Raw genomic sequence first — 24,064 nt, forward strand, 5'->3', positions numbered from 1 at the left:
ATTCCCGGCCAGCTACCGTTCACCTGAAGGAAGTCGGCGCGTTACCCACAGCTCGATATTCGGGGTCCTGCCGGCCCGAACCGCCACCGCACAATCGATGCCGGCTTCGCGGCTACCGTCGACTCCATGACCGTTGCCAGCACCGCTCACCATACACGTCGGCTACGTTTCGGGTTGGCGGCACCGTTGCCCCGCGCGGGCACCCAGATGCGCGCCTTCGCGCAGGCTGTCGAGGCCGCCGGGTTCGACGTGCTGGCCTTCCCGGACCACCTGGTGCCTTCGGTTTCGCCGTTCGCAGGCGCGACCGCCGCGGCGATGGCCACGCAACGACTGCATACCGGCACATTGGTGCTCAACAACGACTTTCGCCATCCCGTGGACACCGCTCGAGAGGCGGCCGGTGTGGCAACCCTCGCCGAAGGCCGCTTCGAACTGGGACTGGGCGCCGGACACCGGAGGTCCGAATACGACGCCGCCGGCATTACCTTCGATTCCGGGGCAACACGGGTGGCGCGGCTCATCGAATCGGCGCACCTGATCCGTGCGCTGCTGGACGCGGAGCCCGTCGACTTCGACGGGCAGCATTACCGGGTGCACGCCGAAGCGGGCTCACTGGTGGCACCGCCGAAGGTCCGGGTCCCCCTGCTAGTGGGCGGCAACGGGACCGAGGTGCTGCGGCTGGGCGGACGCATCGCCGACATTGTCGGCCTGGCCGGGATCAGCCACAACCGCGACGCCACCCAGGTCCGGTTCACCCACTTCGACGCCGACGGCCTGGCCGACCGGATCGCCGTGGTACGTCACGCGGCCGGCGATCGCTTCGAAGCCATTGAGCTCAACGCGCTGATCCAGGCGGTGGTCTGCACCAACGACCGAAACGCGGCGGCCGCCGAACTGGCCGCCACCTTGGGCGGGATCACGCCCGAGCAGGTCCTCGAGTCGCCGTTTCTGCTGCTCGGTACCCACGAGCAGATGGCCGAGGCTCTCGCCGCGCGGCAGCGGCGGTTCGGTGTCAGCTATTGGACGGTGTTCGACGAGTGGGCTGGCCGCGCGTCGGCAATGCGCGACATCGCCGAGGTCATCGCGCTCCTGCGCTACGGCTAGGCCCGCGGATGGGCCCGCTCGTGCACCGCCCGCAACCGGGCGACCGCGACGTGGGTGTACAGCTGCGTGGTCGCCAGGCTGGAATGACCGAGCAGCTCCTGGACCACCCGCAGGTCGGCGCCACCTTCCAGCAGGTGGGTCGCCGCGCTGTGCCGCAGCCCGTGCGGCCCCATATCGGGTGCGCCGTCCACCGCGGCCACGGTCTGGTGCACCGCAGTGCGTGCTTGCCGCACGTCAAGGCGCCGGCCCCGGGCACCCAGCAGCAGCGCGTGCCCGGACTCCGCGGTGACCAGCGCGCGACGGCCGTCGACCAGCCAGGCGTGCAGCGCATCGGCGGCTGGCTGCCCGAACGGGACGGTGCGCTGCTTGTTGCCCTTGCCGAGCACCCGAACCAACCGATGGCCGGTGTCGATGTCGTCGACGTCCAGGCCGCACAGCTCGCTGACCCGGATACCGGTGGCGTACAACAGCTCGACGATCAACCGGTCCCGCAGCGCTAGCGGATCACCTTGCTCTGCACCAGATTCGGCAGCCGCCATGGCGCGCAGCGCCTGATCCTGACGCAGCACCGCCGGCAAGGTGCGACGGGCCTTCGGCACCTGTAGCCGGGCCGCAGGATCACCGGCCAGTAGCCCGCGCCGCACCGCCCAGGCGGTGAATGCCTTAACCGCCGAAGTGCGCCGCGCCAGCGTCGTGCGGGCGGCGCCCGCTCCCGCCGTCGCGGCCAGCCAAGACCGCAGGACCGAAAGGGTTAGTGCGTCCAGACTCGATCCGCGATCGGCGAGAAACGCGAAGAGCGATCTTAGATCGCCCAGGTAGGCACGACGGGTGTGCACCGACCGACCGCATTGCAGGGCAAGGTATTCGTCGAACTCGTCAAGGATCGCCTGCACTCCCCCACAGTCGCAGGCATGACGTCTCGAGCCCGAGTCGACGCGCCGCACCGTGTCCGGGGTGAGATCTTTCGGCCTGGGATAGCCGACCTAGTGAGTCCCGGCCTCCGCCTCAGCCAGTTCTTTCTTCCATTTGCGGAACATCTCCTCGGTGCGTCCGCGCCGCCAGTAACCGGAGATCGACGACGCCCATTTGGCATCCACACCGCGCTCGTTGCGAACGTATGGCCGCAAGTTATGCATGACGGCTTGCGCCTCACCGTGAATAAAGACGTGGACCTGTCCCGGCAGCCACGCGGTGGTGGTGACCGCCTCGATCAGCGGCGCGTGATCACCGGCGCGGTCCTCGGGAACCAGATCGGCGCGCCCGCCGCGATAGACCCAGTTCACCTCGACGGCATCCGGCGCGGTCAGGCCGATCTCGTCGTCCGGGCCGGCAACTTCGATGAATGCCCTACCGATTGCGTCGGGGGGCAACGCTTCCAGCGCGGCGGCGATGGCGGGGATCGCCGATTCGTCACCCGCCAGCAAATGCCAGTCGGCGGCTGGGTCGGGGGCGTACGCGCCGCCGGGGCCCATCAGGTAGATCGGTTGCCCACGCTGGGCCCCAGCCGCCCACGGACCGGCTACCCCGTGCTCACCGTGCAGCACGATGTCCACGGCGATCTCGCGGGCCGCGGCGTCGACATGACGAACGGTCATGGTGCGCACCGGCGGCCGCTTCGCGGTGGGCAGGTCGGCGAAGCTGTCCAGGGTCAGCGGCCGGGGCAACCGCCCGACATCGACATCGTCGTCGACGAACACCAGCTTGATGTAAGAGTCGGTGAAGTCGCTGGGGACGAATGTGTCGAAGCCGCTGCCGCCGAGCACTACCCGGACCATGTGCGGCGCGAGGTGTCGGGTAGCGACAACCTCAAAGGCGTGCAATGGTCGACCCGCCACATGTCCTCCTGTCCAGACCCGACCCGCGTCGACTATACGAGCCGGGCCGCTGCACCCTTGGCCGCGGCCTGACCGGCACCGGCGCGCAATATTCGCCACCGCCCGTCGCGACACTCGGCCAACCCGGCGACCTCGAGGATTGCCAGCGGACCTAGCACCTGCGCGGGCAGCAGCCCGGAGCCGACAGCGATCTCATCAATGGTAGCGGCGCCGCGGCCCGGCAGGGCCTCGTACACTTGGCGTTCGGCTTCGCTTAGCACGTCGAGCGCTGCGCCGGGCCGCGGTTCATCACCGGCCAACTCACCGATGTGACCGACGAACTCGACGATATCATCGGCCCGGGTGACCAACTCCGCGCCATGGCGAAGCAGCGTATGACAGCCCGCCGATGCCGAGGATGTCACCGGGCCGGGCACCGCTGCCACCACCCGGCCCAATGCCCGCGCCCAGGCAGCGGTGTTGGCGGCGCCGCTGCGCAGGCCCGCTTCCACCACTACCGCCGCCCTCGCGACCGCGGCCACCAACCGGTTGCGGGTTAGGAACCGGTGCCGGGCCGGACGGACACCGGGCGGGTATTCGGTGAACAGCACCCCATGTTGGGCAATGCGATGTAGCAACGCCGAATGGCCCGCCGGATACGGGATGTCAAATCCGCCGGCCAGTACGGCCACGGTGATGCCCTCGGAATCCAGCGCCGCGCGGTGAGCCGCACCGTCGATCCCGTAGGCGCCACCGGAGACGACCGCGACGTCGCGCTCTGCCAACCCGGCGGCCAGATCGGCCGCGACATGCTCGCCGTAGGCCGTCGCAGCCCGGGTTCCAACGACGGCGGCCGCACGTGGTGCCACTTCGTCCAGGCGCGCGGGGCCCAGGGCCCACAACACCAGCGGCGAGTGGCCGCACGGCCTTGCCCGGGCTCCGGCGCCACTGAAAGCGGCGAACGCCAGCACCGGCCACTCGTCGTCGTCGGGAGTGATCAGACGCCCACCGCGGCGCATGAGTAGCTCGAGATCGTCTGCGGCCCGGTCTATTTCGCGTCGGGCACCGGTGTGCTGCGCCAGCTCGTTACCGACCTGCCCGCGGCGCACCCGGTCGGCGGCCTCCACGGGGCCCACACATCGCACCAGCGCGGCCAGCTGGGCGCACGGCGGTTCGGCCACCCGGGACAGATAGGCCCACGCCCGCGCCGTCGGATCGATCATCGTCGTGCTCCGGTTTGCCGGAAGCTCAGGGCGGCGGCAACCTCGTCGATGCCTGGCGATGTGCGACCGGCCAAGTCGGCCAAACTCCAGGCCACCCGCAAGGTGCGATCCACACCGCGGATGCTGAGTAGCCCGCGGTCCAGCGCGGTGCGCAACGGGAGCATCGCGGCGCTGCTGGGCCGAAACTTGCGGCGCAACAGCGGCCCGCTGACTTCGGCGTTGGTCCGGAACCCATGTGGCCGCCATCGTTGCGCGGCCGCCTCCCGGGCCAGCGCCACCCGCTGGCGAACCTGCGACGTCGACTCGCCGTCCGCGGCCGAGAACGCCCCGGCCCGAAGCCGATGCATCTGCACCCGTAGGTCCACCCGATCCAGCAACGGCCCAGACAGTTTGCCCAGATACCGTCGTTTGGTAGCCGCCGCACAGATGCAATCCTGTGGATCGGCGGGCGCGCACGGGCACGGGTTGGCGGCTAGCACGAGCTGAAACCGTGCCGGGTAGCACGCCACCCCGTCACGGCGCGCTAGGCGGATTTCACCGTCCTCCAACGGTGTTCGCAATGCTTCCAGCGCGCTAAGGCTGATCTCGGCGCACTCGTCCAGGAACAACACCCCGCGATGCGCCCTGCTGACCGCCCCTGGGCGAGCCATCCCCGATCCCCCGCCGACAAGCGCCGCAACGCTGGAACTGTGGTGCGGCGCCACGAACGGCGGCCGGGTAATCAACGGTGTGTCCCCCGACAGCAGGCCAGCCACCGAGTGGATCGCGGTCACCTCCAACGACTCGCTGCCCGACAGCGACGGCAACAGCCCCGGAAGACGTTGCGCCAGCATTGTTTTGCCGACACCCGGTGGACCAGTCAGCATGAGGTGATGCGCCCCGGCGGCGGCCACCTCGACGGCGAACCGTGCTTGGGACTGGCCCACCACATCGGCGAGGTCCGCCGCAGACTCGGGGGTGGTGTCGGCCGTGGTGATCCGCCCGGCCAAGCCGGTGGACCCGCGTAGCCAGCTCTGCAACTGCCCCAGCGTGCGAACACCCCGGACGTCGATTCCGTCCACCAGGCTGGCCTCGGGCAGGTTGTCGGCCGGAACGACGACGGCCGGCCAACCGTCACGTTTGGCTGCCAGCACGGCGGGCAACACCCCACGCACCGGACGCACCCGTCCGTCCAGCGACAATTCACCCAGCAGCAGCGTGTTCTCCAGACGTTCCCACGGCTTCTTTTGTTGCGCCGACAACACCGCCGCGGCCAGGGCGATGTCGTAGACCGAGCCCATTTTCGGCAGCGTCGCCGGCGACAGCGCGAGCGTGAGCCTGGCCATCGGCCAGCTGTTTCCGCAATTGGTGACCGCCGCGCGGACCCGGTCGCGGGACTCCTGCAATGCAGCATCGGGCAGACCCACCAGATGCACACCCGGCAACCCTGAGGTGATGTCGGCTTCGATTTCCACGATCTCGCCGTCCAGCCCCCGCACCGCGACCGAGAACGCACGCCCCAGCGCCATCAGCCGATCCCCTGCAGGTGGGTGAGCTCTGGGGTGCGGCCTGAATTCTTGGGGCCGACTCGCACGCCGATCACATCGATGCGCACCGCAGCCCAGCGCTCTTCCTGGTCGGCCAGCCACAGCCCGGCCAGGCGACGCAGGCGGCGAACCTTGCGCTCGGTCACCGCGTGCGCGAGCCCCCCATAACCGTCGCCGGTGCGGGTCTTGACCTCGACGAACACCACCGTGCGGGTGGCAGCGTCGCAGGCGATCACGTCCAGCTCGCCGTAGCGGCAACGCCAGTTGCGGTTCAAGATCCGCAACCCCATGCTGGTCAGGTAGTCCACCGCTAGGGCCTCGCCCATCGCTCCCAGCTGAACCCGAGTCATCGTCTTCAGGGTTGTCATGCGGCCAACCTGCACGCTGGCCCCGACATCACCTGCCACGAATCGCGTCTCACCGATGCCGCGACAACCAGTTATCCCCAGTCGCGGCCCTGTCCACAGCCCCAGTACTGCGCGGGATCACGACACCGCGTCCTTGTCATCATCGTCTCCGTCACATAGCAACTTCTCGGGTCCCGGCTACTCGCAACGCACCGCAGGCGGCACACGCCGATCCAGCAACATCATGTTCGGCGCCGGAAGAGTCCCGTTAGGTGATTCGGTCCGCTCTGGTGTAGACGTTCATCGAGTCCCCCCGCAGGAAAGCCACCAGCGTGATCCCGGACGCGTCGGCCAACGAAACCGCCAGCGACGACGGCGCGGATACCGCGGCCAGCACCGGAATCCCAGCCATCAGCGCCTTTTGGGTCAACTCGAACGACGCCCGCCCGCTGACCAACAACACCGAGGCGCCAAGCGGTATTCGGTCACGCTCGAAAGCCCAGCCGATGACCTTGTCGACCGCATTGTGCCGGCCGATATCCTCACGCACGGCAAGCATGGCGCCGTCCACCCCGAATAGTGCCGCAGCGTGCAGCCCACCGGTTCTCGCGAAAACCTTTTGCGCGCGCCGAAGTTGGTCCGGCATCGCCTTGAGAGTGTCGGCGGCGACGGTAGCGGGATCGCCGCCCGGTGCGAATCGGCTGACCTGGCTCACCGCCTGAAGCGACGCCTTACCACAGACTCCGCACGACGAGGTGGTGTAGAAGGTGCGGGTGACATCGACATCGGGCGGCTTGACGCCGGGCGCCAGAGCCACATCCAAAACGTTGTACGTGCTGGCCCCTGTGGCATTGCCCTCGACGCGCCTGCCACAGTAGCTAACGGTCAGCACGTCTTCGCGGTGCGCAACCACCCCTTCGGCAAGCAGAAAGCCTTGCACCAGTTCGAAATCCGATCCTGGCGTGCGCATGGTCACGGTAACCGGCGTCCCATTGACGCGGATCTCCAGCGGCTCCTCGACGGCCAAGGTTTCCGGCCGGGTGATCACCTGATCGGCGCTGAGATGCCTGACCCGCCGATGCGCCGTTGCGTACCCCACTAGGCCGTTGGCTCCAATCGCACGATGATCGCCTTCGACACCGGGGTGTTCGATTGGGCCGCGGTATGGTCGAGCGGAACCAGCGGATTGGTCTCCGGGTAGTAGGCCGCAGCATTGCCGACCGGCGTCGAATATGCCACCACCAGAAAGTCTTTTGCCCGCCGTTCTTGCAGACCGCCTTGGCCGTCGGTCCACTCCGACACCAGGTCGACACGGTCACCCGCCGTCAAACCGAACGTTTCGATGTCGGCCGGGTTGATGAACACCACCCGGCGTCCGCCCTTCACGCCGCGATATCGGTCGTCGAGCCCGTAGATCGTGGTGTTGTACTGGTCATGGCTGCGTAGGGTCTGTAGCACCAGCCGGCCGGGCGGCACCGGCACCCACTGCAACGGATTGACCGCGAAGTTAGCTTTGCCTGTGCTGGTACGGAATTCGCGCGCATCGCGCGGCGGGTGCGGCAATTGGAATCCGTCGGGCACACGCACCTTGTGGTTGTAGTCGTCACAGCCGGGCACCACCGCGGCGATGGCGTCACGGATGGTGTCGTAGTCATCTGCGAACCGTTCCCATGGCACCGGATGTCCGGGGCCGAACAAGGCGCGGGCCAGCTGGCAGATGATCTGCACCTCGCTGCGCACCTGATCGCTGGGCGGGTGCAGGCTACCACGCGACAGATGCACCATCGACATCGAATCCTCAACCGACACCAATTGTTTGCGACCATTGCGGGTATCGCGATCGGTCCGACCCAGCGTCGGCAGGATCAGCGCGGTGGCGCCGTGGACAAGGTGGCTGCGGTTGAGCTTGGTCGAGACTTGCACAGTCAGCGCGCACCTGCGCAAGGCCGCCTCGGTGACGGCGGTGTCGGGGGTGGCCGACGCGAAGTTTCCGCCCATGCCCATGAAGACGCTGACCCGACCGTCGCGCATGGCCCGGATTGCGGCCACGGTGTCAAAGCCGTGCGCTCGGGGGCTGGTAATGCCGAACTCACGATCCAGCGCCGCCAGGAACTGCTCGGGCATCTTCTCCCAGATCCCCATCGTGCGGTCCCCTTGTACGTTGGAATGCCCGCGCACCGGGCACACCCCCGCGCCGGGTTTGCCGATCATGCCCCGCAGCAGCAGCACGTTGGTGACCTCACCGATGGTGGCCACGGCGTGGGCGTGTTGGGTCAAGCCCATAGCCCAGCAGATGACCGTGCGCTGCGACGCCATCAACATCGCGGCGACCCGCTGAAGTTGCGCGAGTTCGATGCCGGTGGCGTCCATCACGGTGTCCAAGCCGACCTGCAGAGTCCGGCGGCGGTACCCGTCGAATCCGGCACAATGGTTGTCGACGAACGACCGGTCGACAACGCTGCCGGGGACCCTCTCCTCGGCCTCCAACAACAACCTGCCTAACCCGGCGAACAATGCCATGTCCCCGCCGAGGCGGATCTGCACGAACTCGTCGGCGATCGGGATACCATGTCCCACAACCCCGTTCACCTTCTGCGGATCTTTGAACCGAATCAACCCGGCCTCGGGCAGCGGGTTCACGGCGATGATCTTGGCGCCGTTGGCCTTCGCTTTCCCCAGCACCGACAGCATGCGGGGATGATTGGTACCGGGGTTTTGTCCGGCGATCACGATCAGGTCGGCGTGCTCGACGTCACCGATGGTCACCGAGCCTTTTCCGATTCCGATCGAGTCGGTCAGCGCCGCACCCGAGGACTCGTGGCACATGTTGGAGCAGTCGGGCAGGTTGTTGGTGCCGAAAGAGCGCACGAGCAGCTGGTAACAGAACGCCGCTTCGTTGCTGGTGCGCCCCGATGTGTAGAACACGGCCCGGTCGGGACTGTCCAACCCGTTGAGCTGCTCGGCGATCAGCTGATAAGCGGCATCCCAGCTGATGGGCCGGTAGTGGTCATCACCGGGGCGCAAGACCATCGGGTGGGCGAGCCGGCCTTGCTGGGACAGCCAATATTCGGGCTTCGCGGACAGCTCCGCCACCGAGTGCCGAGCGAAGAACTCCGCAGTGACGGTACGCTTGGTGGCCTCTTCGGCGACTGCCTTGGCGCCGTTCTCGCAGAACTCGGCCAGCTTGCGTCCGCCGGGCTCCTCCGGCCACGCGCAGCCTGGGCAGTCGAAGCCGTTACGCTGATTCAACCGAGCCAGCGCCGCCGCGGTGCGCAGCGCGCCCATCTGCTGCATCCCCCGCTGCAGCGATACCATCACCGCCCGCACGCCCGCGGCCTCGCGTTTGCGCGGCGCCACCGTTACCGCCTGCTCGTCATAGTCGGCGAGGACGTCGCGAGACGCCGCCGACCGCTGCCACCTCACCGCCTCAACGTACATCCACGACCGACCGACTGCCGCACACAGCCGATTGACGTGTGACGGCGCTTGGGGCAGCTATTCCGGCAGGCGCAGCTCGGGTTTTTCGACTTCCTCGATGTTGACGTCCTTGAACGTGACCACCCGCACCTGTTTGACGAACCGTGCCGGCCGGTACATGTCCCACACCCAGGCGTCAGCCAGCCGCAGCTCGAAGTACACCTCACCGTCGGTATTCCGCGGCACCATCTCCACACTGTTTGCCAAATAGAAACGTCGCTCGGTTTCTACGACGTAGCTGAACTGGCCGACGATGTCCTTGTATTCGCGATACAGCGAGAGCTCCATCTCGGTTTCATACTTTTCGAGATCCTCTGCACTCATCTGCTCAGACGTCCTTCTCCCTGCCGGTTCCCCGGCTTCCCCGCTCAGTGCCCCTAAGTGCCCTGAGCGCGACCCGTGGCCCGCATTGTCGCTGGGTGGGAACTCTTGCTCCATCTTCCCTCACCCGTCTGTGCCGTCCCGTCCCGAGGGTCGGGTTGGCCGTCGGCGACCTCTGCGGTGTTCGACCCACTCGCCACCCGGCGAACATTGATGAACGAGTAACGGTGCTGCGGGCAGGGTCCCAATCGGGCCAGCGCCCGGCTGTGCGCCGGGGTGCTGTAACCCTTGTGCTCCGCGAAACCGTACCCGGGGTGATCGGCGTCCAACGCAACCATCACGCGGTCCCGGCTGACCTTGGCGAGCACGCTAGCCGCGGCGATGCAGGCGGCTGCCGCGTCGCCACCGATCACCGGCAACGACGGCATCGGCAGTCCTGGCACGCGAAAGCCGTCGCTGAGCACATAACCGGGCCGCACCGCCAGACCGGCCACCGCGCGCCGCATACCTTCGATATTGGCCACGTGCACGCCGCGGCGGTCGACCTCGGCCGACGGGATGAACACCACGTGATAGGCCACCGCATACCGGCAGATCAGCGGGAACAGCTTCTCCCGCGCTTGCTCGCTGAGCTTCTTCGAATCATCAAGGGCGGCAAGACTTGCTATCCGCCCGGGGCCAAGCACGCAGGCCGCGACCACCAACGGGCCAGCGCAGGCGCCGCGACCCACTTCGTCGACCCCGGCCACCGGCCCCAGACCACCACGATGCAGCGCGGACTCCAGGGTGCGCATTCCCCGCAAACCCCCAGATTTACGGATCACCGTCCGCGGTGGCCAGGTCTTGGTCATATTCCAGCCATGGCTACCGACCTTGCTGGGGATTCACCGAACGCACAACACCCCAACGCGACGGCGGCCACACGATCAACCTGGCCTTACCGATGACGTTGGCCACCGGCACGGTCCCCGGTAGCGGATCGTCAGTACATAGCAACGGGCAGTGAGCGCGGGAATCCGCCGAATGGGTGCGGTTGTCGCCCATCACCCAGACACGCCCGGGCGGGACGGTGACCGGCCCGAACTCGCTGCCCAGGCACGGGTATATCGACGGGTCGGCCATCATGGTGGCCGGATCCAGGTATGGCTCCTTCAGTGGCCTGCCGTTGACCGTCAGGCCGGTGTCGGACCGGCATTGAACCGTCTGTCCGCCGACCGCGATGACACGCTTGACCAGGTCGTTCTCGTCGGGAGGCACGAAACCGATGAACGACAACGCGTTCTGCACCCAGCGCACGGCGACGTTGTGCGAACGGATCGACTTGTAACCAACGTTCCACGACGGCGGTCCCCTGAAGACGATGACGTCGCCAGGTTGCGGTGAGCCGAAGCGGTAGCTGAGTTTGTCCACCATGATGCGGTCGCCGACGCACGTCGAACACCCGTGCAACGTGGGTTCCATCGATTCCGACGGAATCAGATAAGGGCGCGCGACAAACGTCAGCATGACGTAGTAGAGCACCACAGCAATCACCGCCAGCACCGCGAACTCCCGCAGCGTTGATCGCTTCGCGGGCCGCGGCTCGTCCGTTTTGGCCGCCTTGGAGTCGCCTTCGGAGTCCGCATCCGGGGCTGCGTCGAACGGGGCTGCGTCGAAGACCTGGCCGGCAATGTCCGGGTCCCGGGAGGAGAGCTCCGGCTCTGCCGGACCCGGCTGGCGCTCCGATGGGGAGTCCGTGGTTTCGGTCACGAGATCAGCGTAGCCAGCGCAGGTGGCGGCTTTCGAACATCGCCGAGACGTTCCCGGTCAGCGCTTCTCCTTGATCTTGGCCTTCTTTCCGCGCAGTTCGCGCAGGTAGTACAGCTTGGCGCGGCGAACATCGCCACGGGTCACCACCTCGATATGGTCGATGTTCGGCGAGTGCACGGGGAAGGTCCGTTCGACGCCGACGCCGTAGCTCTCCTTGCGCACCGTGAACGTCTCGCGGATGCCCCCGCCCTGCCGGCGGATCACCACGCCCTTGAACACCTGGAGACGTTCCTTGGCGCCCTCGATCACCTTGACATGCACGTTGATGGTGTCGCCCGGGTTGAACGCCGGGATGTCGTCGCGCAACGACGGCTTGTCGACGAAGTCCAGCCGGTTCATTGGAAATGACCATCCTTGGGGTCGCGGCGTGGTTACCCCCCACACACAGCGTGCGGTGGTCACCAAGCCGGTGGGTTCGGGCTTATTGGTGCATCTCGCAGCAGGCGGCACGCAACCCGGCCGACCACCGCGACAGACAACTGCTCAATTGTGCCAGACGGTACGCATGCAGTGAAATCACAGGAAATCTCCGGTGGTTCGCGGCCGTCGAAAAGCGCCCGCAAATGTTACACATGACTTACATATGACTAGGGTCAAACCGCGCGTGTGGAAACCCGAAGCTTGGCGTGACACCCAACAGAGGGCACTTAAGAGGGCAATGCGGCCGCCTACCTGCACGTTTTCGCGATGTCAGAGGATGCCGAGGGAGAACAATGCGAGCACGGCCGCTGACGTTGCTCACCGCTTTGGCGGCGGTGACATTGGTGGTGGTTGCGGGCTGCGAGGCCCGAGTCGAGGCCGAAGCATATAGCGCGGCCGACCGCATTTCGTCTCGACCGCAAGCGCGACCTCAGCCGCAGCCGGTGGAGCTACTGCTGCGCGCCATCACGCCGCCTAGGGCTCCGGCGGCGTCGCCGAACGTCGGGTTTGGCGAACTGCCTACCCGGGTCCGGCAGGCAACCGATGAGGCCGCCGCCATGGGCGCCACCCTCTCGGTGGCGGTGCTCGATCGCGCTACTGGCCAGCTGGTCTCCAACGGCAACACGCAGATTATCGCTACCGCGTCGGTGGCCAAGCTGTTCATCGCCGACGATCTGCTGCTGGCCGAGGCCGAGGGCAAAGTCACATTGTCCCCAGAGGACCATCATGCGTTGGACGTCATGCTGCAGTCATCCGACGATGGTGCGGCCGAGCGATTCTGGAGTCAGGACGGCGGCAATGCCGTCGTCACTCAAGTCGCGCGCCGATATGGGCTCAGGTCGACCGCGCCTCCCAGCGACGGGCGCTGGTGGAACACAATCAGCTCCGCGCCAGACCTGATCCGCTACTACGACATGCTGCTCGACGGGTCCGGCGGCCTACCACTGGATCGGGCCGCCGTCATCATCGCCGACCTGGCCCAGTCCACACCGACCGGGATCGACGGCTACCCGCAGCGGTTCGGCATCCCCGACGGTTTGTACGCCGAACCGGTCGCAGTCAAACAGGGCTGGATGTGCTGTATCGGCAGCAGCTGGATGCATCTGTCCACCGGGGTGATCGGCCCGGAACGCCGCTACATCATGGTGATCGAGTCACTGCAGCCCGCCGACGACGCCACCGCTCGAGCAACCATCACGCAAGCCGTCAGAACGATGTTTCCCAACGGCCGGATCTGACGCTCGTCCGGTCGCCTCACCGGCGCGAGCAGACGCAAAAGCCACCGCACGTTCGGCGTGTCGGGGGATTTCGCGTCTGCTCGCCAGCGGGGCTAGTCGGGGTGGGACAGGTCGGGGCGTCGTTCGCGGGTGCGCTGCAGCGAGACCTCTCTGCGCCAGGCGGCAATTCGGGCATGGTCGCCGGAGAGTAGGACCTCGGGTACATCGAGGCCACGCCAGCTCGCCGGCCGGGTGTAGCTCGGACCCTCAAGGAGCCCGTCCAGGCCCGTTGAGTGCGAATCATCTTGGTGGGAAGCGGGATTGCCGAGAACACCGGCCAACAGTCGCAGCACGGCTTCGACCATCACCACGGCCGCCGACTCCCCGCCGGGCAATACGTAGTCGCCGATCGAGACTTCTTCGACGCGCATTCGCCGGGCGGCATCCTGCACGACCCGCTGGTCGATGCCTTCGTAGCGGCCGCAGGCGAACACCAGATGGCTCTCGGTGGTCCAGCGCTGGGCGGTGGCCTGGGTAAACAACACACCGGCGGGCGTGGGAACAATCAACAACGTTTCGCTGGAACAAATTTCGTCAAGCGCTTCACCCCACACCGGCGCCTTCATCACCATTCCCGGGCCGCCGCCGTAGGGTGCGTCGTCCACCGAGTGATGCACATCGTGGGTCCAGCGCCGCAGGTCGTGCACGTTAAGGTCGACCAGGCCCGATTCGATCGCCTTGCCCGGCAACGACTGTCGCAACGGGTCCAGGCAGGCGGGGAAGATCGTCACGATATCGATGCGCACGCCTTACTCCAGATTCAGCAAGCCATGGGGCGGATCAATCTCAACGATGCCGTCGTCCAATGACACCGACGTGACGATGGCACGCACAAACGGCACCAAAACCTCATCGGAATCACGCTTGACCGCCAGCAACTCACCAGCGGCGGTGTGCACCACTTCGGTGACGACACCAACACCCTCCCCCGTCGCCGTCTGGACCATAAGCCCCACCAGCTGGTGATCGTAATAGGTGTCCGGCTCGTCGATCGGGGGCAAGTCATCGGCGTCGATCACGAACAAGCTGCCGCGCAACGCATCGGCTGCGTCTCGATCGGCCACTCCAGCGAGTCGCACCAACAGGCGGCCGCCGTGCTGCCGCACACTTTCGATGACGTAACTCACCGCACTGCCCTCGGCACCACCGTCAAAAGGCCCCTTAGCGCGCAACCTGGTACCCGGCGCAAACCGGTCAGCTGGGTCGTCGGTGCGGATCTCGACGACGACCTCGCCGGTGACACCGTGCGACTTCACCACCCGCCCGACTACCAGCTCCATGAGCGGGGCTCCGCTACTGGTCGGTGTCCACCACGTCGACGCGGATACCGCGGCCACCGATACCGGCTACCAGAGTGCGCAATGCGGTAGCGGTGCGTCCCCCACGACCGATCACCTTGCCCAGGTCGTCTGGATGAACGTGGACTTCGACGGTGCGCCCCCGCCGACTGGTTATCAGGTCTACCCGGACATCGTCAGGATTGTCGACGATCCCACGGACCAGATGCTCAACAGCGTCAACGACGACGGCGCTCATTTCCCCGTCAGCTTTCCGCCGTCAGCTCGGCCTGCTCGCCACCCAGCGCCGGCGTGTCCGGCTGCTCAGGCTGCGGCGCTGGCTCAGCAGCCTTGGCAGCCTTTTTGGCCGGCGACTTCTTCTTCGGTTTGGTGGCCTCGGTGGTAGGACCACCGTCGGCGGCGGCCAACGCGGCGTTGAACACCTCGAGCTTGCTGGGCTTGGGTGCGGCGACCTTCAACCGGCCCTGAGCGCCAGGTAGGCCCTTAAACTTCTGCCAATCCCCGGTGATCTTCAGCAGCTTGAGGACGGGCTCGGTGGGCTGAGCACCCACCGAGAGCCAGTACTGGGCACGCTCGGAGTTGATCTCGATGAGACTCGGCTCTTCTTTGGGGTGGTACCGGCCGATTACCTCGATCGCTCGGCCGTCGCGGCGGGTGCGCGCATCGGCGACGGCGACGCGGTACTGAGGATTGCGGATCTTGCCAAGCCGAGTGAGCTTGATCTTCACAGCCATGATTGAGCGCTCCTATTGGTGTCACGCTGCAATTCAGCGACCCGGGCGGGATGCCCGGATCCGGTTTTGCCTCGCGTGTATGACCACCGGGCGGCAACCCCGAACAGGACAAGTCGTCGCGCGGTGGACAGCCGCCAATTGTGCCAGAACGTGATGCTGGGGCAGTAATTCGCCCAGCGGGCTTCACATCATTTTCTGGAAGCACTTGGTTTCGACCCGCCTGATGATCCGCCAGCCATCGGGGGTGCGCACGAAATCGTCGTCGTACCACAGTCCACAGAACAGCACTTGCTGCCGGTCGCCGGCGAACACCATCGGGTTGAAGCAGATCACCCGCGACGACGCGGTATCGCCGTCGACACGGACCGAGAAGTTGCCCAACATGTGCGCATATACCGGGAAGTTTCCCAGCACCTGCGACAGCCATTGCTTGATCTTCGGATACCTGCCGTCGATGCCACCTAGCGCGCGATAGTCGATATAGGCGTCGGGGGTGAACACCCGGTCAAGATCGTCGAATCGGCGCTGGTCAATCGCGCTGGAGTAGTCCACCAGCAACTGCTGGATTTCCAACCGGTCGGAAATTTCGGCCACGCTCAACATGCTCCGATCCAACACCGCACACATCGGCCGGACAGCCCCCGACCAGCCCGAGAATAGGCCTACCGGAGCCCTGGAAGTTAAACTCTGCGCCCATGCGAAAGCTCATGACCGCGACCGCCGCGCTCTGTGCCTGCGCAGTCACCGTCAGTGCGGGTGCCGCGTGGGCCGATGCCGACGTGCAGCCGGCCGGCTCCGTGCCGATCCCCGATGGCCCGGCTCAGACCTGGATCGTGGCCGACCTCGATAGCGGTCAGGTGCTAGCCGGCCGCGACCAAAACGTGGCCCATCCGCCCGCGAGCACCATCAAGGTGCTGTTGGCGCTGGTGGCACTCGACGAGCTGGACCTGAACTCCACGGTCGTCGCCGACGTCGCCGACACACAGGCCGAGTGCAACTGCGTCGGCGTCAAACCGGGGCGCAGCTACACCGCGCGCCAGCTGCTCGACGGCCTGTTGCTGGTGTCGGGCAACGACGCCGCCAACACGTTGGCGCACATGCTGGGTGGCCAAGACGTCACCGTGGCCAAGATGAACGCCAAAGCCGCCACCCTAGGTGCGACGTCCACCCACGCGACGACGCCGTCCGGCCTAGACGGACCCGGCGGCTCCGGGGCGTCCACCGCGCACGACCTGGTGGTCATCTTCCGGGCCGCGATGGCCAATCCGGTGTTCGCGCAGATCACCGCCGAGCCCTCGGCGATGTTCCCCAGCGATAACGGCGAACAGCTGATCGTCAACCAGGACGAGCTGCTGCAGCGGTACCCGGGCGCGATCGGCGGCAAGACGGGCTACACCAACGCCGCTCGCAAGACGTTCGTGGGTGCCGCCGCCCGCGGCGGCCGCCGCCTGGTGATCGCCATGATGTACGGGCTGGTCAAAGAGGGCGGACCGACGTATTGGGATCAGGCTGCGACCCTGTTCGACTGGGGTTTCGCCCTCAACCCGCAGGCCAGCGTCGGCTCGCTCTAGCACCGCGAGCAGACGTGGGCGCTGGTGCGCCCATCATGTTCTTTTGCGTCTGCTGGCGCTCATAGGCCGGCGGTCAGCAGCGCCGTCAGCATGGGAATCCGCTGTTCCTCGAGTTCGGGCTGCGGCAGTACCCCTCGCACAATGGCGGCGCCGTCGAAGACGTTGGTCATCAACGCCACGATGACCGGAAATGTCTCCTCCGGAAAGCTCTCGGCACCCGGCAGAGCACGCGCGGCGTCGTGGATCTTCGCGCTGTACTGCCCCAGCACATTCTGCAGCGTCTCCTTGAGCTTCTCGTCGGTGCGCGCGGCGACCATAAGCTCGTAGAGCACCGCATTCGTGGAGCCGGCCGTGATGTCCCGCAAAATCGTCAGCGCCGCCGGAAGCGCCGGCCGATCGGCCGGTATTTCGGCGACTTGCTTGGTGAACGTTTCCAGCTGACGGCGCAACACCTCGTATGCCGTGGCCGCCATGAAATCACCCATCGTTTCGAAGTGCCGGAACAGGGCGCCTACCGACACCCCAGCCCGCTTGGTGATCACGGCAGCCGATGCCCGCGCGTAGCCGACCTCGATGATCGTGTCGATGCTGGCCTGCAGAAGCCGTGCAACGGTTTCTTCGCGGCGCTGCTGCTGGGTCCTGGCCATGTCAGGCAGAACGGCTCAGAGCGGCGCCGAGCTCACCCGCCCGCAGGTAGCGACCCGACTTCACGTTCTGCCCGTAGCCGTCGCGGAACTGACCTCCGAACTGGCCTCCGCGGAATACCACGGTGCCGCCCACGCCCGTCGCAACCACGGTCGCATCGTTGCGGTTGACCATGCGTCGCAGACCGCCATAGTAGGGCACCGCCTCCTCGTGGTACCCGTCCACCGATTCATCTAGGTGGGTAGGGTCAATCACCGCGAAGTCCGCACGGTCACCCTGGCGCAACGTGCCCGCGCCTATACCGAACCACTCGGCCAACTCACCGGTGAGGCGATACACTGCCCGCTCGATGGACAGAAACGGTTGTCCGGCCCGGTCGGCGTCTCTGGCTCGTTTGAGCAGCCGAAGCCCGAAGTTGTAGAACGCCATATTGCGCAGGTGCGCGCCGGCGTCGGAGAAGCCCATGTGGACACTCGGTTCGGCGGCCAGCTTGTTCAGCTGGTTGGGCCGGTGATTGGCGACGATGGTGGTCCATCGGACATTGCGCTCCCCGTTGTCCACCAGCACATCGAGGAACGCGTCCAGCGGGTGCAGCCCGCGCTCGTCGGCTATTGCCCCGAAACTCTTACCGATCAACGACTTATCCGGGCATTCGACGATCACGGCGTCGTGGAAGTCCCGATGCCACAACGAAGGTCCGAGCTTGATGCGATCGAACTCGCGCCGGAACGACCGGCGGTAAGACCTGTCGGCCAGGAGCTCGTTGCGCTGCAGTTGGTCACGCAGATGAAGGGCCGCCGTTCCGGCGCCGAACTCCTCGAAGACCGGCAGGTCGATGCCGTCGGAGTACAGCTCGAACGGGACCGGCAGATGCTGGAATCGCACCTGAGAGCCTAAGAGCTTGTTCAGCACGCGGGTGCCCAACCCGAACACGTGTACCGCCAGCGGCATCGACTTGGCGTCGGCGGACACCAACATGCTCATTCGAACGCCCTTGCGCCGGTTGAATATCCGGCTGCTGGCCAAGAAAAACAGCAGCGCGGACACCGGGTTGTCGACGTCGGGTGCGCTCTGCAGTATCCGGCCCCGGTGGCGCAGCACCGAGATCAGCTTGCGACGCTCCCGCCAGGTCGCGAAGGTGGACGGCAGCGCACGCGAGCGGAAGCGGTCGCCGTCGAGCTTGTCGATAGCGGCGTCCATCCCGGACATGCCCAGCATCCCGGCCTCGAGCGCCTCATCGAGCAGTTTCGCCATCTTCGCCAGCTCGGCTTCGGTGGGCCGGACGGTGTCGTCGGTGGCACGATCAAGGCCCAGTACCGCGGTCCGCAGATCCGAATGGCCAAGCAGTGAACTCACATTCGGCCCGAGGGGCAGGGCGTCGATCGCTTCGATGTACTCCGCGGGCGTCGACCACGTCTGGTTGTCCCGCAGGGCACCCAGGACAAATTCGCGGGGCACCGCTTCAACACGGCTGAACAGGTCGGCGGCATCCTCGGAGTTGGCGTAGACCGTCGACAACGAGCAGTTTCCCAGCAGCACCGTGGTGACACCGTGGCGCACCGACTCCCGCAAACCAGGATCGAGCAACACCTCGGCGTCATAGTGGGTGTGCACGTCGATGAAGCCAGGCACGACCCACTTCCCCGCCGCATCAACCACCTCCGGGCAGCCGGTCTCGTCCAGTGCGCCGGCAGCCACCGTGGCCACCACGCCGTCGCGAATGCCCAGAGTGCGAGTCAATGGCGCATTGCCGGTGCCGTCGAACCACAGTCCGTCGCGAATGATCACGTCGTAGGTCACCGTTTCCTCCAGATCGTTGAGTTGCCGCCAAGCTAACATAGATAGCGATCACTCGCAATCTTTTTGGCTGACGCCGCTTCGCTGCCGCGGCGCTGGTCAAGTGGGTGTCAGCGACCGGGCCCCGGCGCCGTTGTGGTCGGCGGCGTCAGGGTGGCTGTGGACGTTGTATCGGGGGTATCAGGAATCGTTGCTGGGTCCGGCACGGTGACTGCCGGGGGAAGATCACCACTGCGGCTGGCCACCGCGGGAATCCGAATGACCGCTCCTTGTTGTCCACATTCGTTGCTATGCACAGTGACGACCATTTCGCCGACGAGGTCGCCCTGCGGTTGCGGTCGCAGTGCGAGCAACTGCGTCGTGGCCTGTGTACTCGGCGAGCCGTTGGGCCCGACGCACGGGAACTGCACCGTCTCCGGCCGCGACTTCCACTGGCCCTCGCCGAACTGCATGAGGAACGGCCTAACGGGCGGAGTCTTGGCCTGGGTGTGGTCGTTGTCGTCGAGCATCGTTGCGGCCGCGAGACATTCGGTCGGAGTGCACGAAGTGCGGAACGCCCACCAGGTGTTCACGTCCGGCGGTTGCGGCGTAGGGGTGTAGTCGTAGGTCTGCTTTGAGCGTTGGATCTCGATGCGGTATGTGCCGTCCAGTGGGACCGGCGCGGTGACCGCGACGGTGGTCGTCGGGGCGCTGGGCACAGCCGACCCACTGGTCGGCGGGCGCGCGACTTCGGTGGCGGTCGTGTTCGTCTTGCGCCCAATCACGATGCCGACCGCGAACAGGCCAGCCAATAGCAACACCGCTACCGCACCGACCAGGATCCGGCGTGGCCGGCGCCTGGTGGGGCTCGCCGGAGCCTTGGTGGCGGTGGAGAAGTTGTCCAGGCGGCGCGCCAGCACCCCGGCCGCTGACTGCAGCATCGAGCCGCGCCGTTGGGGGGTCGGGGCCGCCGGCGCCGGTGCCCGGGCGGATGGTTCTTTGCAGTCGACGGCCTCGGGCCAACCATAAGCCGGGTAGTCGACGACATACGCTTCCTCACCGGCCGCCGCGGTGACCTCAGAAGCGTCGACACCCCCCGAGCTCTGATCAGCGATCGCGACGCCGGCCTGTTCGTTCATCGCGTCGGCGAACTCGCGGCAGCTGCCGAACCGGTCCGCGGGCGCTGTGGCGAGCGCACGCGAGAGGACACCGTCGAGGCGTGCCAGGTCCGGGCGGAAGGCGGAGAGCTTCGGTGGCTGCAGCGGTCCGGTGTGCGAACGATCAACCGGCGGCGCACCGGCGAACAGGTGTATGGCGGTAAGCGCCAACGCGTACTGATCGGCACGCCCGTCAACGTCGGCCCCCGCCGACAGTTCGGGCGCCGGATAGCTGGGTTGGCTGGCAATTCCGAAGTCGGCCAACAGGATCCGTTGGTCGCCAGCACTCTGACTGGTTAGCACGACGTTGGCGGGGTTGACGTCACGATGCAGCAGGCCGCGCTGGTGGGCGTAGTCGAGAGCTCCGGCTACGGCAGTGACGATGGCGAGTACCTCACCAACCGGCAAGACCGCCGGAAACCGGTCGGCCATATGCTGCGTGGCGTCGATGCCATCGACGTAGTCCATCGCAATCCACAGCTGCCCGTCGAACTCACCGCGATCATGAACCTCCAGGATGTGCGGGTGAAATAGCCGCGCGGCAACCTCGGTCTCCCGTTGAAATCGGCGGCGAAATTCGTCGTCCGCAGCCATCGCCGGCGAAAGCACCTTCAGCGCCTGCCAGCCGGGGAATCCGGGATGTTGCACGAGGTAGACCTCACCCATCGCGGAACAACCCAGCATCCGCACGACGGTGTAGCCGGCAAAGGTCACGCCGCTGGCCAACGCCATTGGCCGATAGTAACCGCGTTCGGCACGGCCCGCGCGGCCAAAGCTAGGGCCCAAAAGTCCTGCCGCGCAAAATCACCAGATCGGGATGCTGCAGCACACCCGGACCCTGCCGCGGATCCTGGGCGTAGCACAACAGGTCGGCCGATGCCCTATCGTCCAGCCCGGGCCGGCCCAGCCAGCGTCGAGCATCCCAGCACGCCGCGCCCAACGCCTCGTGCGCGGTCATCCCAATCCTCTGCAGCGCCGCTACCTCGTCAGCGATCCGTCCGTGCTCGATCGTGCTGCCCGCATCGGTGCCCGCGTATACCGGCACCCCCGCCTCCCGCGCCGCAGCGACCCGCCCATAGCCGCGGGCATACAGGTCGCGCATGTGCGCGGCATAGGTTGGATAGCGCCCTGCCGCATCGGCAATGCCCGGAAAGTTTTCCAGGTTGATCAGCGTGGGGACCAACGCGGTGCCGTGCTCGAGCATCAAGGCGATGGTGTCGTCGGTGAGGCCGGTGCCGTGCTCGATGCAGTCGATGCCGGCGTTGATCAAGCCGGGCAGCGCGTCCTCGCTGAAAACGTGCGCGGTGACCCGGGCGCCCTGAGCGTGTGCCGTGTCGATGGCGGCTTTGAGCACGTCATCGGACCACAACGGGGCAAGATCGCCGATTTGACGGTCGATCCAGTCACCGACCAGCTTGACCCAGCCGTCACCGCGGCGGGCCTGCTCGGCTACCGCTGCCGGCAGCTGGGATTCGTCTTCGAGCTCGACCGCGAAGCCGGCGATGTAACGCTTGGGTCTGGCCAGGTGCCGTCCGGCGCGGATGATGCGGGGCAGGTCTTCGTGGTCGTCAAGGCCGCGGGTGTCGGTCGGCGAGCCGCAGTCCCGCAACAGCAGCGCGCCGACGTCACGTTCGGTCTCGGCCTGAGCGATCGCCTCGTCGAGTTCGACGTTGCCGTGTTTCCCAAGCCCGACATGGCAGTGCGCGTCGACCAGCCCGGGCAGGATCCAGCCGCCGTCAAAGACGGTGTCGGCTCCTGCCACCGGTTCGGTGCTAATGCGGCCGTCGACGATCCACAGTTGGATCGCCGTCTCGTCGGGCAGGCCCAAACCTCGCACGTGCAGGCGCACGGCGCGGCTACGGGGCCTGATGGTGTCGACCCGCTTCACCCGGCTCCGCCGCACTCGCGATCGCCACTACTTCTTGCCTGGGAACTTCAGCTTGGACAGGTCGAAGTCGGCCAGGCCGGGCGGCAGCTCGTCGAGACCTTTGGGCATCTGTGAGAGATCAGGGAGCCCCCCAGGTAGCCCAGCCAAGCCCGGCATCCCGGGCACGCCGAACGGGCTCTTGACCTTCGGCGGCGTCGGACCGCGCGTCCCCTTCTTACTCTTCTTGCCGGATTTGCCTTTTGCGCCCTTGCTCTTTCGCGTCGCGGATTTGCGCCCTATGCCCGGTATGCCCATGCCCCCGAGCATGGACGACATCATCTTGCGGGCTTCGAAGAAGCGCTCGACCAGCTGGTTGACCTCGGACACCGTGACGCCCGAGCCGTTGGCGATGCGCAGCCGCCGCGAGGCATTGATGATCTTGGGGTCTGCCCGTTCCTGCGGCGTCATGCCGCGAATGATGGCCTGGACACGATCGAGTTGTTTGTCGTCGACCTCGGCCAACGCGTCCTTCATCTGAGCCGCGCCGGGCAGCATGCCCAGCAGGTTGCCGATCGGGCCCATCTTGCGTACCGCGAGCATCTGCTCGAGGAAGTCCTCCAGGGTCAGCTCGCCGGCGCCGATCTTGGCTGCGGCCTCCTCGGCCTGTTGTGCATCGAAGACCTGCTCGGCCTGTTCGATCAGGCTCAGCACATCGCCCATGCCCAAGATGCGACTGGCCATCCGGTCCGGGTGGAAGACGTCGAAGTCCTCCAGCTTCTCCCCGGTGGAGGCGAAAAGGATTGGAACACCGGTCACTTCGCGCACCGATAACGCGGCACCACCGCGGGCGTCACCGTCGAGCTTGGTCAAGGCCACACCGGTGAACCCGACGCCCTCGCCGAACGCCGCAGCGGTGGTGACCGCGTCCTGGCCGATCATCGCGTCCAGGACGAACAGCACCTCGTCGGGGTTGATGGCGTCGCGGATGGCCGCGGCCTGGGCCATCAGCTCCTCGTCGATGCCCAGTCGTCCGGCGGTGTCGACGATGACGACGTCGAAGTGCTTGGCCCGGGCCTCGGCCAGCCCGGCCGCCGCCACCGCAACCGGGTCACCGGGGCCGGACTCCGGCGAGGCACCCGGATGCGGCGCGAACACCGGCACTCCGGCACGCTCGCCGACGACCTGCAGCTGGTTCACCGCGGCCGGCCGTTGCAGGTCACAAGCGACCAGCAGTGGCGTGTGTCCTTGTCCACGCAGGCGGGCGGCCAATTTGCCGGCCAGTGTCGTCTTCCCGGAGCCCTGCAGGCCGGCGAGCATCACGACGGTCGGCGGGGTCTTCGCAAACGCCAACTCGCGGGTTTCGCCGCCGAGGATGCTTATCAGTTCCTCGTTGACGATCTTGACGACCTGTTGAGCCGGGTTGAGGGCACTTGACACCTCGGCCCCGCGGGCGCGTTCTTTGATCCGGTGGATGAATGCCCGGACCACCGGTAGCGAAACATCGGCTTCCAGCAGCGCCAACCGAATTTCGCGGGTAGTGGCATCGATATCGGCATCGGTCAGTCGGCCCTTGCCGCGCAGCCCCTGCAGGGCGGCGGTCAAACGGTCAGACAGCGATTCAAACACGCCCGCCAGCCTAATGGTGATCGCGAGCGCCGCGCAGCGGCACCGTTATCCGTTGACTCTGCGTCCACCACG

Annotated in this window: 24 protein-coding genes; 3 read left to right on the forward strand and 21 right to left on the reverse strand. The window is 66.5% G+C overall.

From position 1 onward, the window contains the following. The first annotated feature begins 126 nt into the window (after positions 1-126). Entirely contained in the window at positions 127-1,104 is a 978-nt protein-coding gene (locus FF952_RS15275; RefSeq protein WP_003414686.1) for an LLM class F420-dependent oxidoreductase, read from the forward strand. On the opposite strand, the gene FF952_RS15280 is transcribed toward FF952_RS15275, so the two are convergent. The 11 genes from FF952_RS15280 to rplS all read right to left on the reverse strand — a co-directional run bounded on the left by FF952_RS15280 (position 1,101) and on the right by rplS (position 11,960). Beyond that, entirely contained in the window at positions 1,101-1,997 is an 897-nt protein-coding gene (locus tag FF952_RS15280) for a tyrosine recombinase XerC (protein WP_003414689.1), read from the reverse strand. The two genes, FF952_RS15275 and FF952_RS15280, sit on opposite strands and share 4 nt — an antisense overlap. 90 nt (positions 1,998-2,087) lie before the next feature. After that, the gene (locus FF952_RS15285) at positions 2,088-2,939 is read right to left on the reverse strand and encodes a siderophore-interacting protein (protein ID WP_003900590.1); all 852 of its coding nucleotides are present in this window, start codon (positions 2,937-2,939) and stop codon (positions 2,088-2,090) included. A 32-nt stretch (positions 2,940-2,971) separates the two neighbouring features. After that, positions 2,972-4,141, reverse strand: a complete 1,170-nt coding sequence (gene dprA / locus FF952_RS15290) for a DNA-processing protein DprA (RefSeq protein WP_003414694.1) — start codon at positions 4,139-4,141, stop codon at positions 2,972-2,974. Beyond that, a complete protein-coding gene (locus tag FF952_RS15295) occupies positions 4,138-5,649 on the reverse strand; it encodes a YifB family Mg chelatase-like AAA ATPase (RefSeq protein ID WP_003414700.1) in 1,512 nt (503 codons plus the stop codon). The genes dprA and FF952_RS15295 overlap by 4 nt, the downstream gene beginning before the upstream one ends. Beyond that, the gene (locus FF952_RS15300; protein WP_003414702.1) at positions 5,649-6,035 is read right to left on the reverse strand and encodes a YraN family protein; all 387 of its coding nucleotides are present in this window, start codon (positions 6,033-6,035) and stop codon (positions 5,649-5,651) included. Before FF952_RS15300 ends, FF952_RS15295 begins: the two co-directional genes overlap by 1 nt. Before the next feature lie 247 nt (positions 6,036-6,282). Beyond that, positions 6,283-7,113, reverse strand: coding sequence for a formate dehydrogenase accessory sulfurtransferase FdhD (gene fdhD, locus FF952_RS15305; RefSeq protein ID WP_003414705.1), 831 nt, complete (start codon positions 7,111-7,113; stop codon positions 6,283-6,285). Continuing rightward, entirely contained in the window at positions 7,113-9,452 is a 2,340-nt protein-coding gene (locus tag FF952_RS15310; RefSeq protein ID WP_003899532.1) for an FdhF/YdeP family oxidoreductase, read from the reverse strand. Before FF952_RS15310 ends, fdhD begins: the two co-directional genes overlap by 1 nt. 57 nt (positions 9,453-9,509) lie before the next feature. Continuing rightward, the gene (locus FF952_RS15315; RefSeq protein WP_003414710.1) at positions 9,510-9,815 is read right to left on the reverse strand and encodes a DUF2469 domain-containing protein; all 306 of its coding nucleotides are present in this window, start codon (positions 9,813-9,815) and stop codon (positions 9,510-9,512) included. A 53-nt stretch (positions 9,816-9,868) separates the two neighbouring features. Continuing rightward, a complete protein-coding gene (locus tag FF952_RS15320; protein WP_003414713.1) occupies positions 9,869-10,663 on the reverse strand; it encodes a ribonuclease HII in 795 nt (264 codons plus the stop codon). A gap of 13 nt (positions 10,664-10,676) precedes the next feature. Next, positions 10,677-11,561 (reverse strand): signal peptidase I, encoded by an 885-nt coding sequence (gene lepB, locus FF952_RS15325; RefSeq protein WP_003414715.1) that lies wholly within the window; start codon positions 11,559-11,561, stop codon positions 10,677-10,679. A gap of 57 nt (positions 11,562-11,618) precedes the next feature. Beyond that, a complete protein-coding gene (rplS, locus tag FF952_RS15330) occupies positions 11,619-11,960 on the reverse strand; it encodes a 50S ribosomal protein L19 (RefSeq protein WP_003414717.1) in 342 nt (113 codons plus the stop codon). A gap of 374 nt (positions 11,961-12,334) precedes the next feature. On the opposite strand from rplS, the gene FF952_RS15335 reads away from it, so the two are divergent. Then, complete coding sequence (locus FF952_RS15335) at positions 12,335-13,279, forward strand: serine hydrolase (RefSeq protein WP_003414720.1); 945 nt, start codon at positions 12,335-12,337, stop codon at positions 13,277-13,279. Between the two features lie 92 nt (positions 13,280-13,371). Here the strand turns inward: FF952_RS15335 and trmD are convergent, their stop codons facing one another. The 5 genes from trmD to FF952_RS15360 form a co-directional block, all read right to left on the reverse strand. Continuing rightward, positions 13,372-14,064, reverse strand: a complete 693-nt coding sequence (trmD, locus tag FF952_RS15340) for a tRNA (guanosine(37)-N1)-methyltransferase TrmD (RefSeq protein WP_003414722.1) — start codon at positions 14,062-14,064, stop codon at positions 13,372-13,374. Positions 14,065-14,067: 3 nt separating this feature from the next. After that, positions 14,068-14,598 (reverse strand): ribosome maturation factor RimM, encoded by a 531-nt coding sequence (gene rimM, locus FF952_RS15345; RefSeq protein ID WP_003414726.1) that lies wholly within the window; start codon positions 14,596-14,598, stop codon positions 14,068-14,070. Between the two features lie 13 nt (positions 14,599-14,611). Further along, positions 14,612-14,854: an RNA-binding protein gene (locus FF952_RS15350; protein WP_003414728.1), complete on the reverse strand. Its 243-nt coding sequence runs from the start codon at positions 14,852-14,854 to the stop codon at positions 14,612-14,614. Between the two features lie 7 nt (positions 14,855-14,861). Continuing rightward, positions 14,862-15,350 carry a 30S ribosomal protein S16 gene (gene rpsP, locus FF952_RS15355; RefSeq protein ID WP_003414731.1) on the reverse strand — a complete coding sequence of 163 codons (489 nt, stop codon included), beginning with the start codon at positions 15,348-15,350 and terminating at the stop codon, positions 14,862-14,864. Between the two features lie 183 nt (positions 15,351-15,533). After that, positions 15,534-15,953: a nuclear transport factor 2 family protein gene (locus FF952_RS15360; RefSeq protein WP_003912031.1), complete on the reverse strand. Its 420-nt coding sequence runs from the start codon at positions 15,951-15,953 to the stop codon at positions 15,534-15,536. 92 nt (positions 15,954-16,045) lie between these two features. Between FF952_RS15360 and dacB2 the strand changes: the two genes are divergently transcribed. Beyond that, complete coding sequence (gene dacB2, locus FF952_RS15365; RefSeq protein WP_003414736.1) at positions 16,046-16,921, forward strand: D-alanyl-D-alanine carboxypeptidase DacB2; 876 nt, start codon at positions 16,046-16,048, stop codon at positions 16,919-16,921. Between the two features lie 59 nt (positions 16,922-16,980). Here dacB2 and FF952_RS15370 read toward each other — a convergent pair whose 3' ends face one another. The 5 genes from FF952_RS15370 to ffh all read right to left on the reverse strand — a co-directional run bounded on the left by FF952_RS15370 (position 16,981) and on the right by ffh (position 23,992). Beyond that, positions 16,981-17,568 carry a TetR/AcrR family transcriptional regulator gene (locus FF952_RS15370; protein ID WP_003414739.1) on the reverse strand — a complete coding sequence of 196 codons (588 nt, stop codon included), beginning with the start codon at positions 17,566-17,568 and terminating at the stop codon, positions 16,981-16,983. Between the two features lies 1 nt (position 17,569). Further along, a complete protein-coding gene (locus tag FF952_RS15375) occupies positions 17,570-19,405 on the reverse strand; it encodes an N-acyl-D-amino-acid deacylase family protein (RefSeq protein ID WP_003899536.1) in 1,836 nt (611 codons plus the stop codon). Between the two features lie 68 nt (positions 19,406-19,473). Beyond that, positions 19,474-21,231 (reverse strand): serine/threonine protein kinase PknI, encoded by a 1,758-nt coding sequence (gene pknI, locus FF952_RS15380; protein ID WP_003900593.1) that lies wholly within the window; start codon positions 21,229-21,231, stop codon positions 19,474-19,476. Positions 21,232-21,274: 43 nt separating this feature from the next. Beyond that, a complete protein-coding gene (locus tag FF952_RS15385) occupies positions 21,275-22,387 on the reverse strand; it encodes a metal-dependent hydrolase family protein (protein ID WP_003899537.1) in 1,113 nt (370 codons plus the stop codon). Between the two features lie 27 nt (positions 22,388-22,414). Then, the gene (gene ffh / locus FF952_RS15390) at positions 22,415-23,992 is read right to left on the reverse strand and encodes a signal recognition particle protein (RefSeq protein WP_003414748.1); all 1,578 of its coding nucleotides are present in this window, start codon (positions 23,990-23,992) and stop codon (positions 22,415-22,417) included. Positions 23,993-24,064: the final 72 nt, after the last annotated feature.

The sequence above is a fragment of the Mycobacterium tuberculosis complex sp. N0072 genome, assembly GCF_030323725.1.
Classification (GTDB): Bacteria; Actinomycetota; Actinomycetes; order Mycobacteriales; family Mycobacteriaceae; genus Mycobacterium; species Mycobacterium tuberculosis.

Excerpts from the sequence above, each read along its gene's own strand:
- FF952_RS15320 (WP_003414713.1), bottom strand. The coding sequence starts at position 10,663 with ATGACCAAGACCTGGCCACCGCGGACGGTGATCCGTAAATCTGGGGGT.
- FF952_RS15350 (WP_003414728.1), bottom strand. The coding sequence starts at position 14,854 with ATGAGCGCCGTCGTCGTTGACGCTGTTGAGCATCTGGTCCGTGGGATC.
- pknI (WP_003900593.1), bottom strand. The coding sequence starts at position 21,231 with ATGGCGTTGGCCAGCGGCGTGACCTTTGCCGGCTACACCGTCGTGCGG.
- FF952_RS15375 (WP_003899536.1), bottom strand. The coding sequence starts at position 19,405 with ATGTTAGCTTGGCGGCAACTCAACGATCTGGAGGAAACGGTGACCTAC.
- FF952_RS15335 (WP_003414720.1), top strand. The coding sequence starts at position 12,335 with ATGCGAGCACGGCCGCTGACGTTGCTCACCGCTTTGGCGGCGGTGACA.
- FF952_RS15370 (WP_003414739.1), bottom strand. The coding sequence starts at position 17,568 with ATGGCCAGGACCCAGCAGCAGCGCCGCGAAGAAACCGTTGCACGGCTT.
- FF952_RS15310 (WP_003899532.1), bottom strand. The coding sequence starts at position 9,452 with ATGTACGTTGAGGCGGTGAGGTGGCAGCGGTCGGCGGCGTCTCGCGAC.
- rimM (WP_003414726.1), bottom strand. The coding sequence starts at position 14,598 with ATGGAGCTGGTAGTCGGGCGGGTGGTGAAGTCGCACGGTGTCACCGGC.
- FF952_RS15315 (WP_003414710.1), bottom strand. The coding sequence starts at position 9,815 with ATGAGTGCAGAGGATCTCGAAAAGTATGAAACCGAGATGGAGCTCTCG.
- FF952_RS15275 (WP_003414686.1), top strand. The coding sequence starts at position 127 with ATGACCGTTGCCAGCACCGCTCACCATACACGTCGGCTACGTTTCGGG.
- FF952_RS15360 (WP_003912031.1), bottom strand. The coding sequence starts at position 15,953 with ATGTTGAGCGTGGCCGAAATTTCCGACCGGTTGGAAATCCAGCAGTTG.
- FF952_RS15300 (WP_003414702.1), bottom strand. The coding sequence starts at position 6,035 with ATGACAACCCTGAAGACGATGACTCGGGTTCAGCTGGGAGCGATGGGC.
- dacB2 (WP_003414736.1), top strand. The coding sequence starts at position 16,046 with ATGCGAAAGCTCATGACCGCGACCGCCGCGCTCTGTGCCTGCGCAGTC.
- dprA (WP_003414694.1), bottom strand. The coding sequence starts at position 4,141 with ATGATCGATCCGACGGCGCGGGCGTGGGCCTATCTGTCCCGGGTGGCC.
- rplS (WP_003414717.1), bottom strand. The coding sequence starts at position 11,960 with ATGAACCGGCTGGACTTCGTCGACAAGCCGTCGTTGCGCGACGACATC.
- rpsP (WP_003414731.1), bottom strand. The coding sequence starts at position 15,350 with ATGGCTGTGAAGATCAAGCTCACTCGGCTTGGCAAGATCCGCAATCCT.
- FF952_RS15295 (WP_003414700.1), bottom strand. The coding sequence starts at position 5,649 with ATGGCGCTGGGGCGTGCGTTCTCGGTCGCGGTGCGGGGGCTGGACGGC.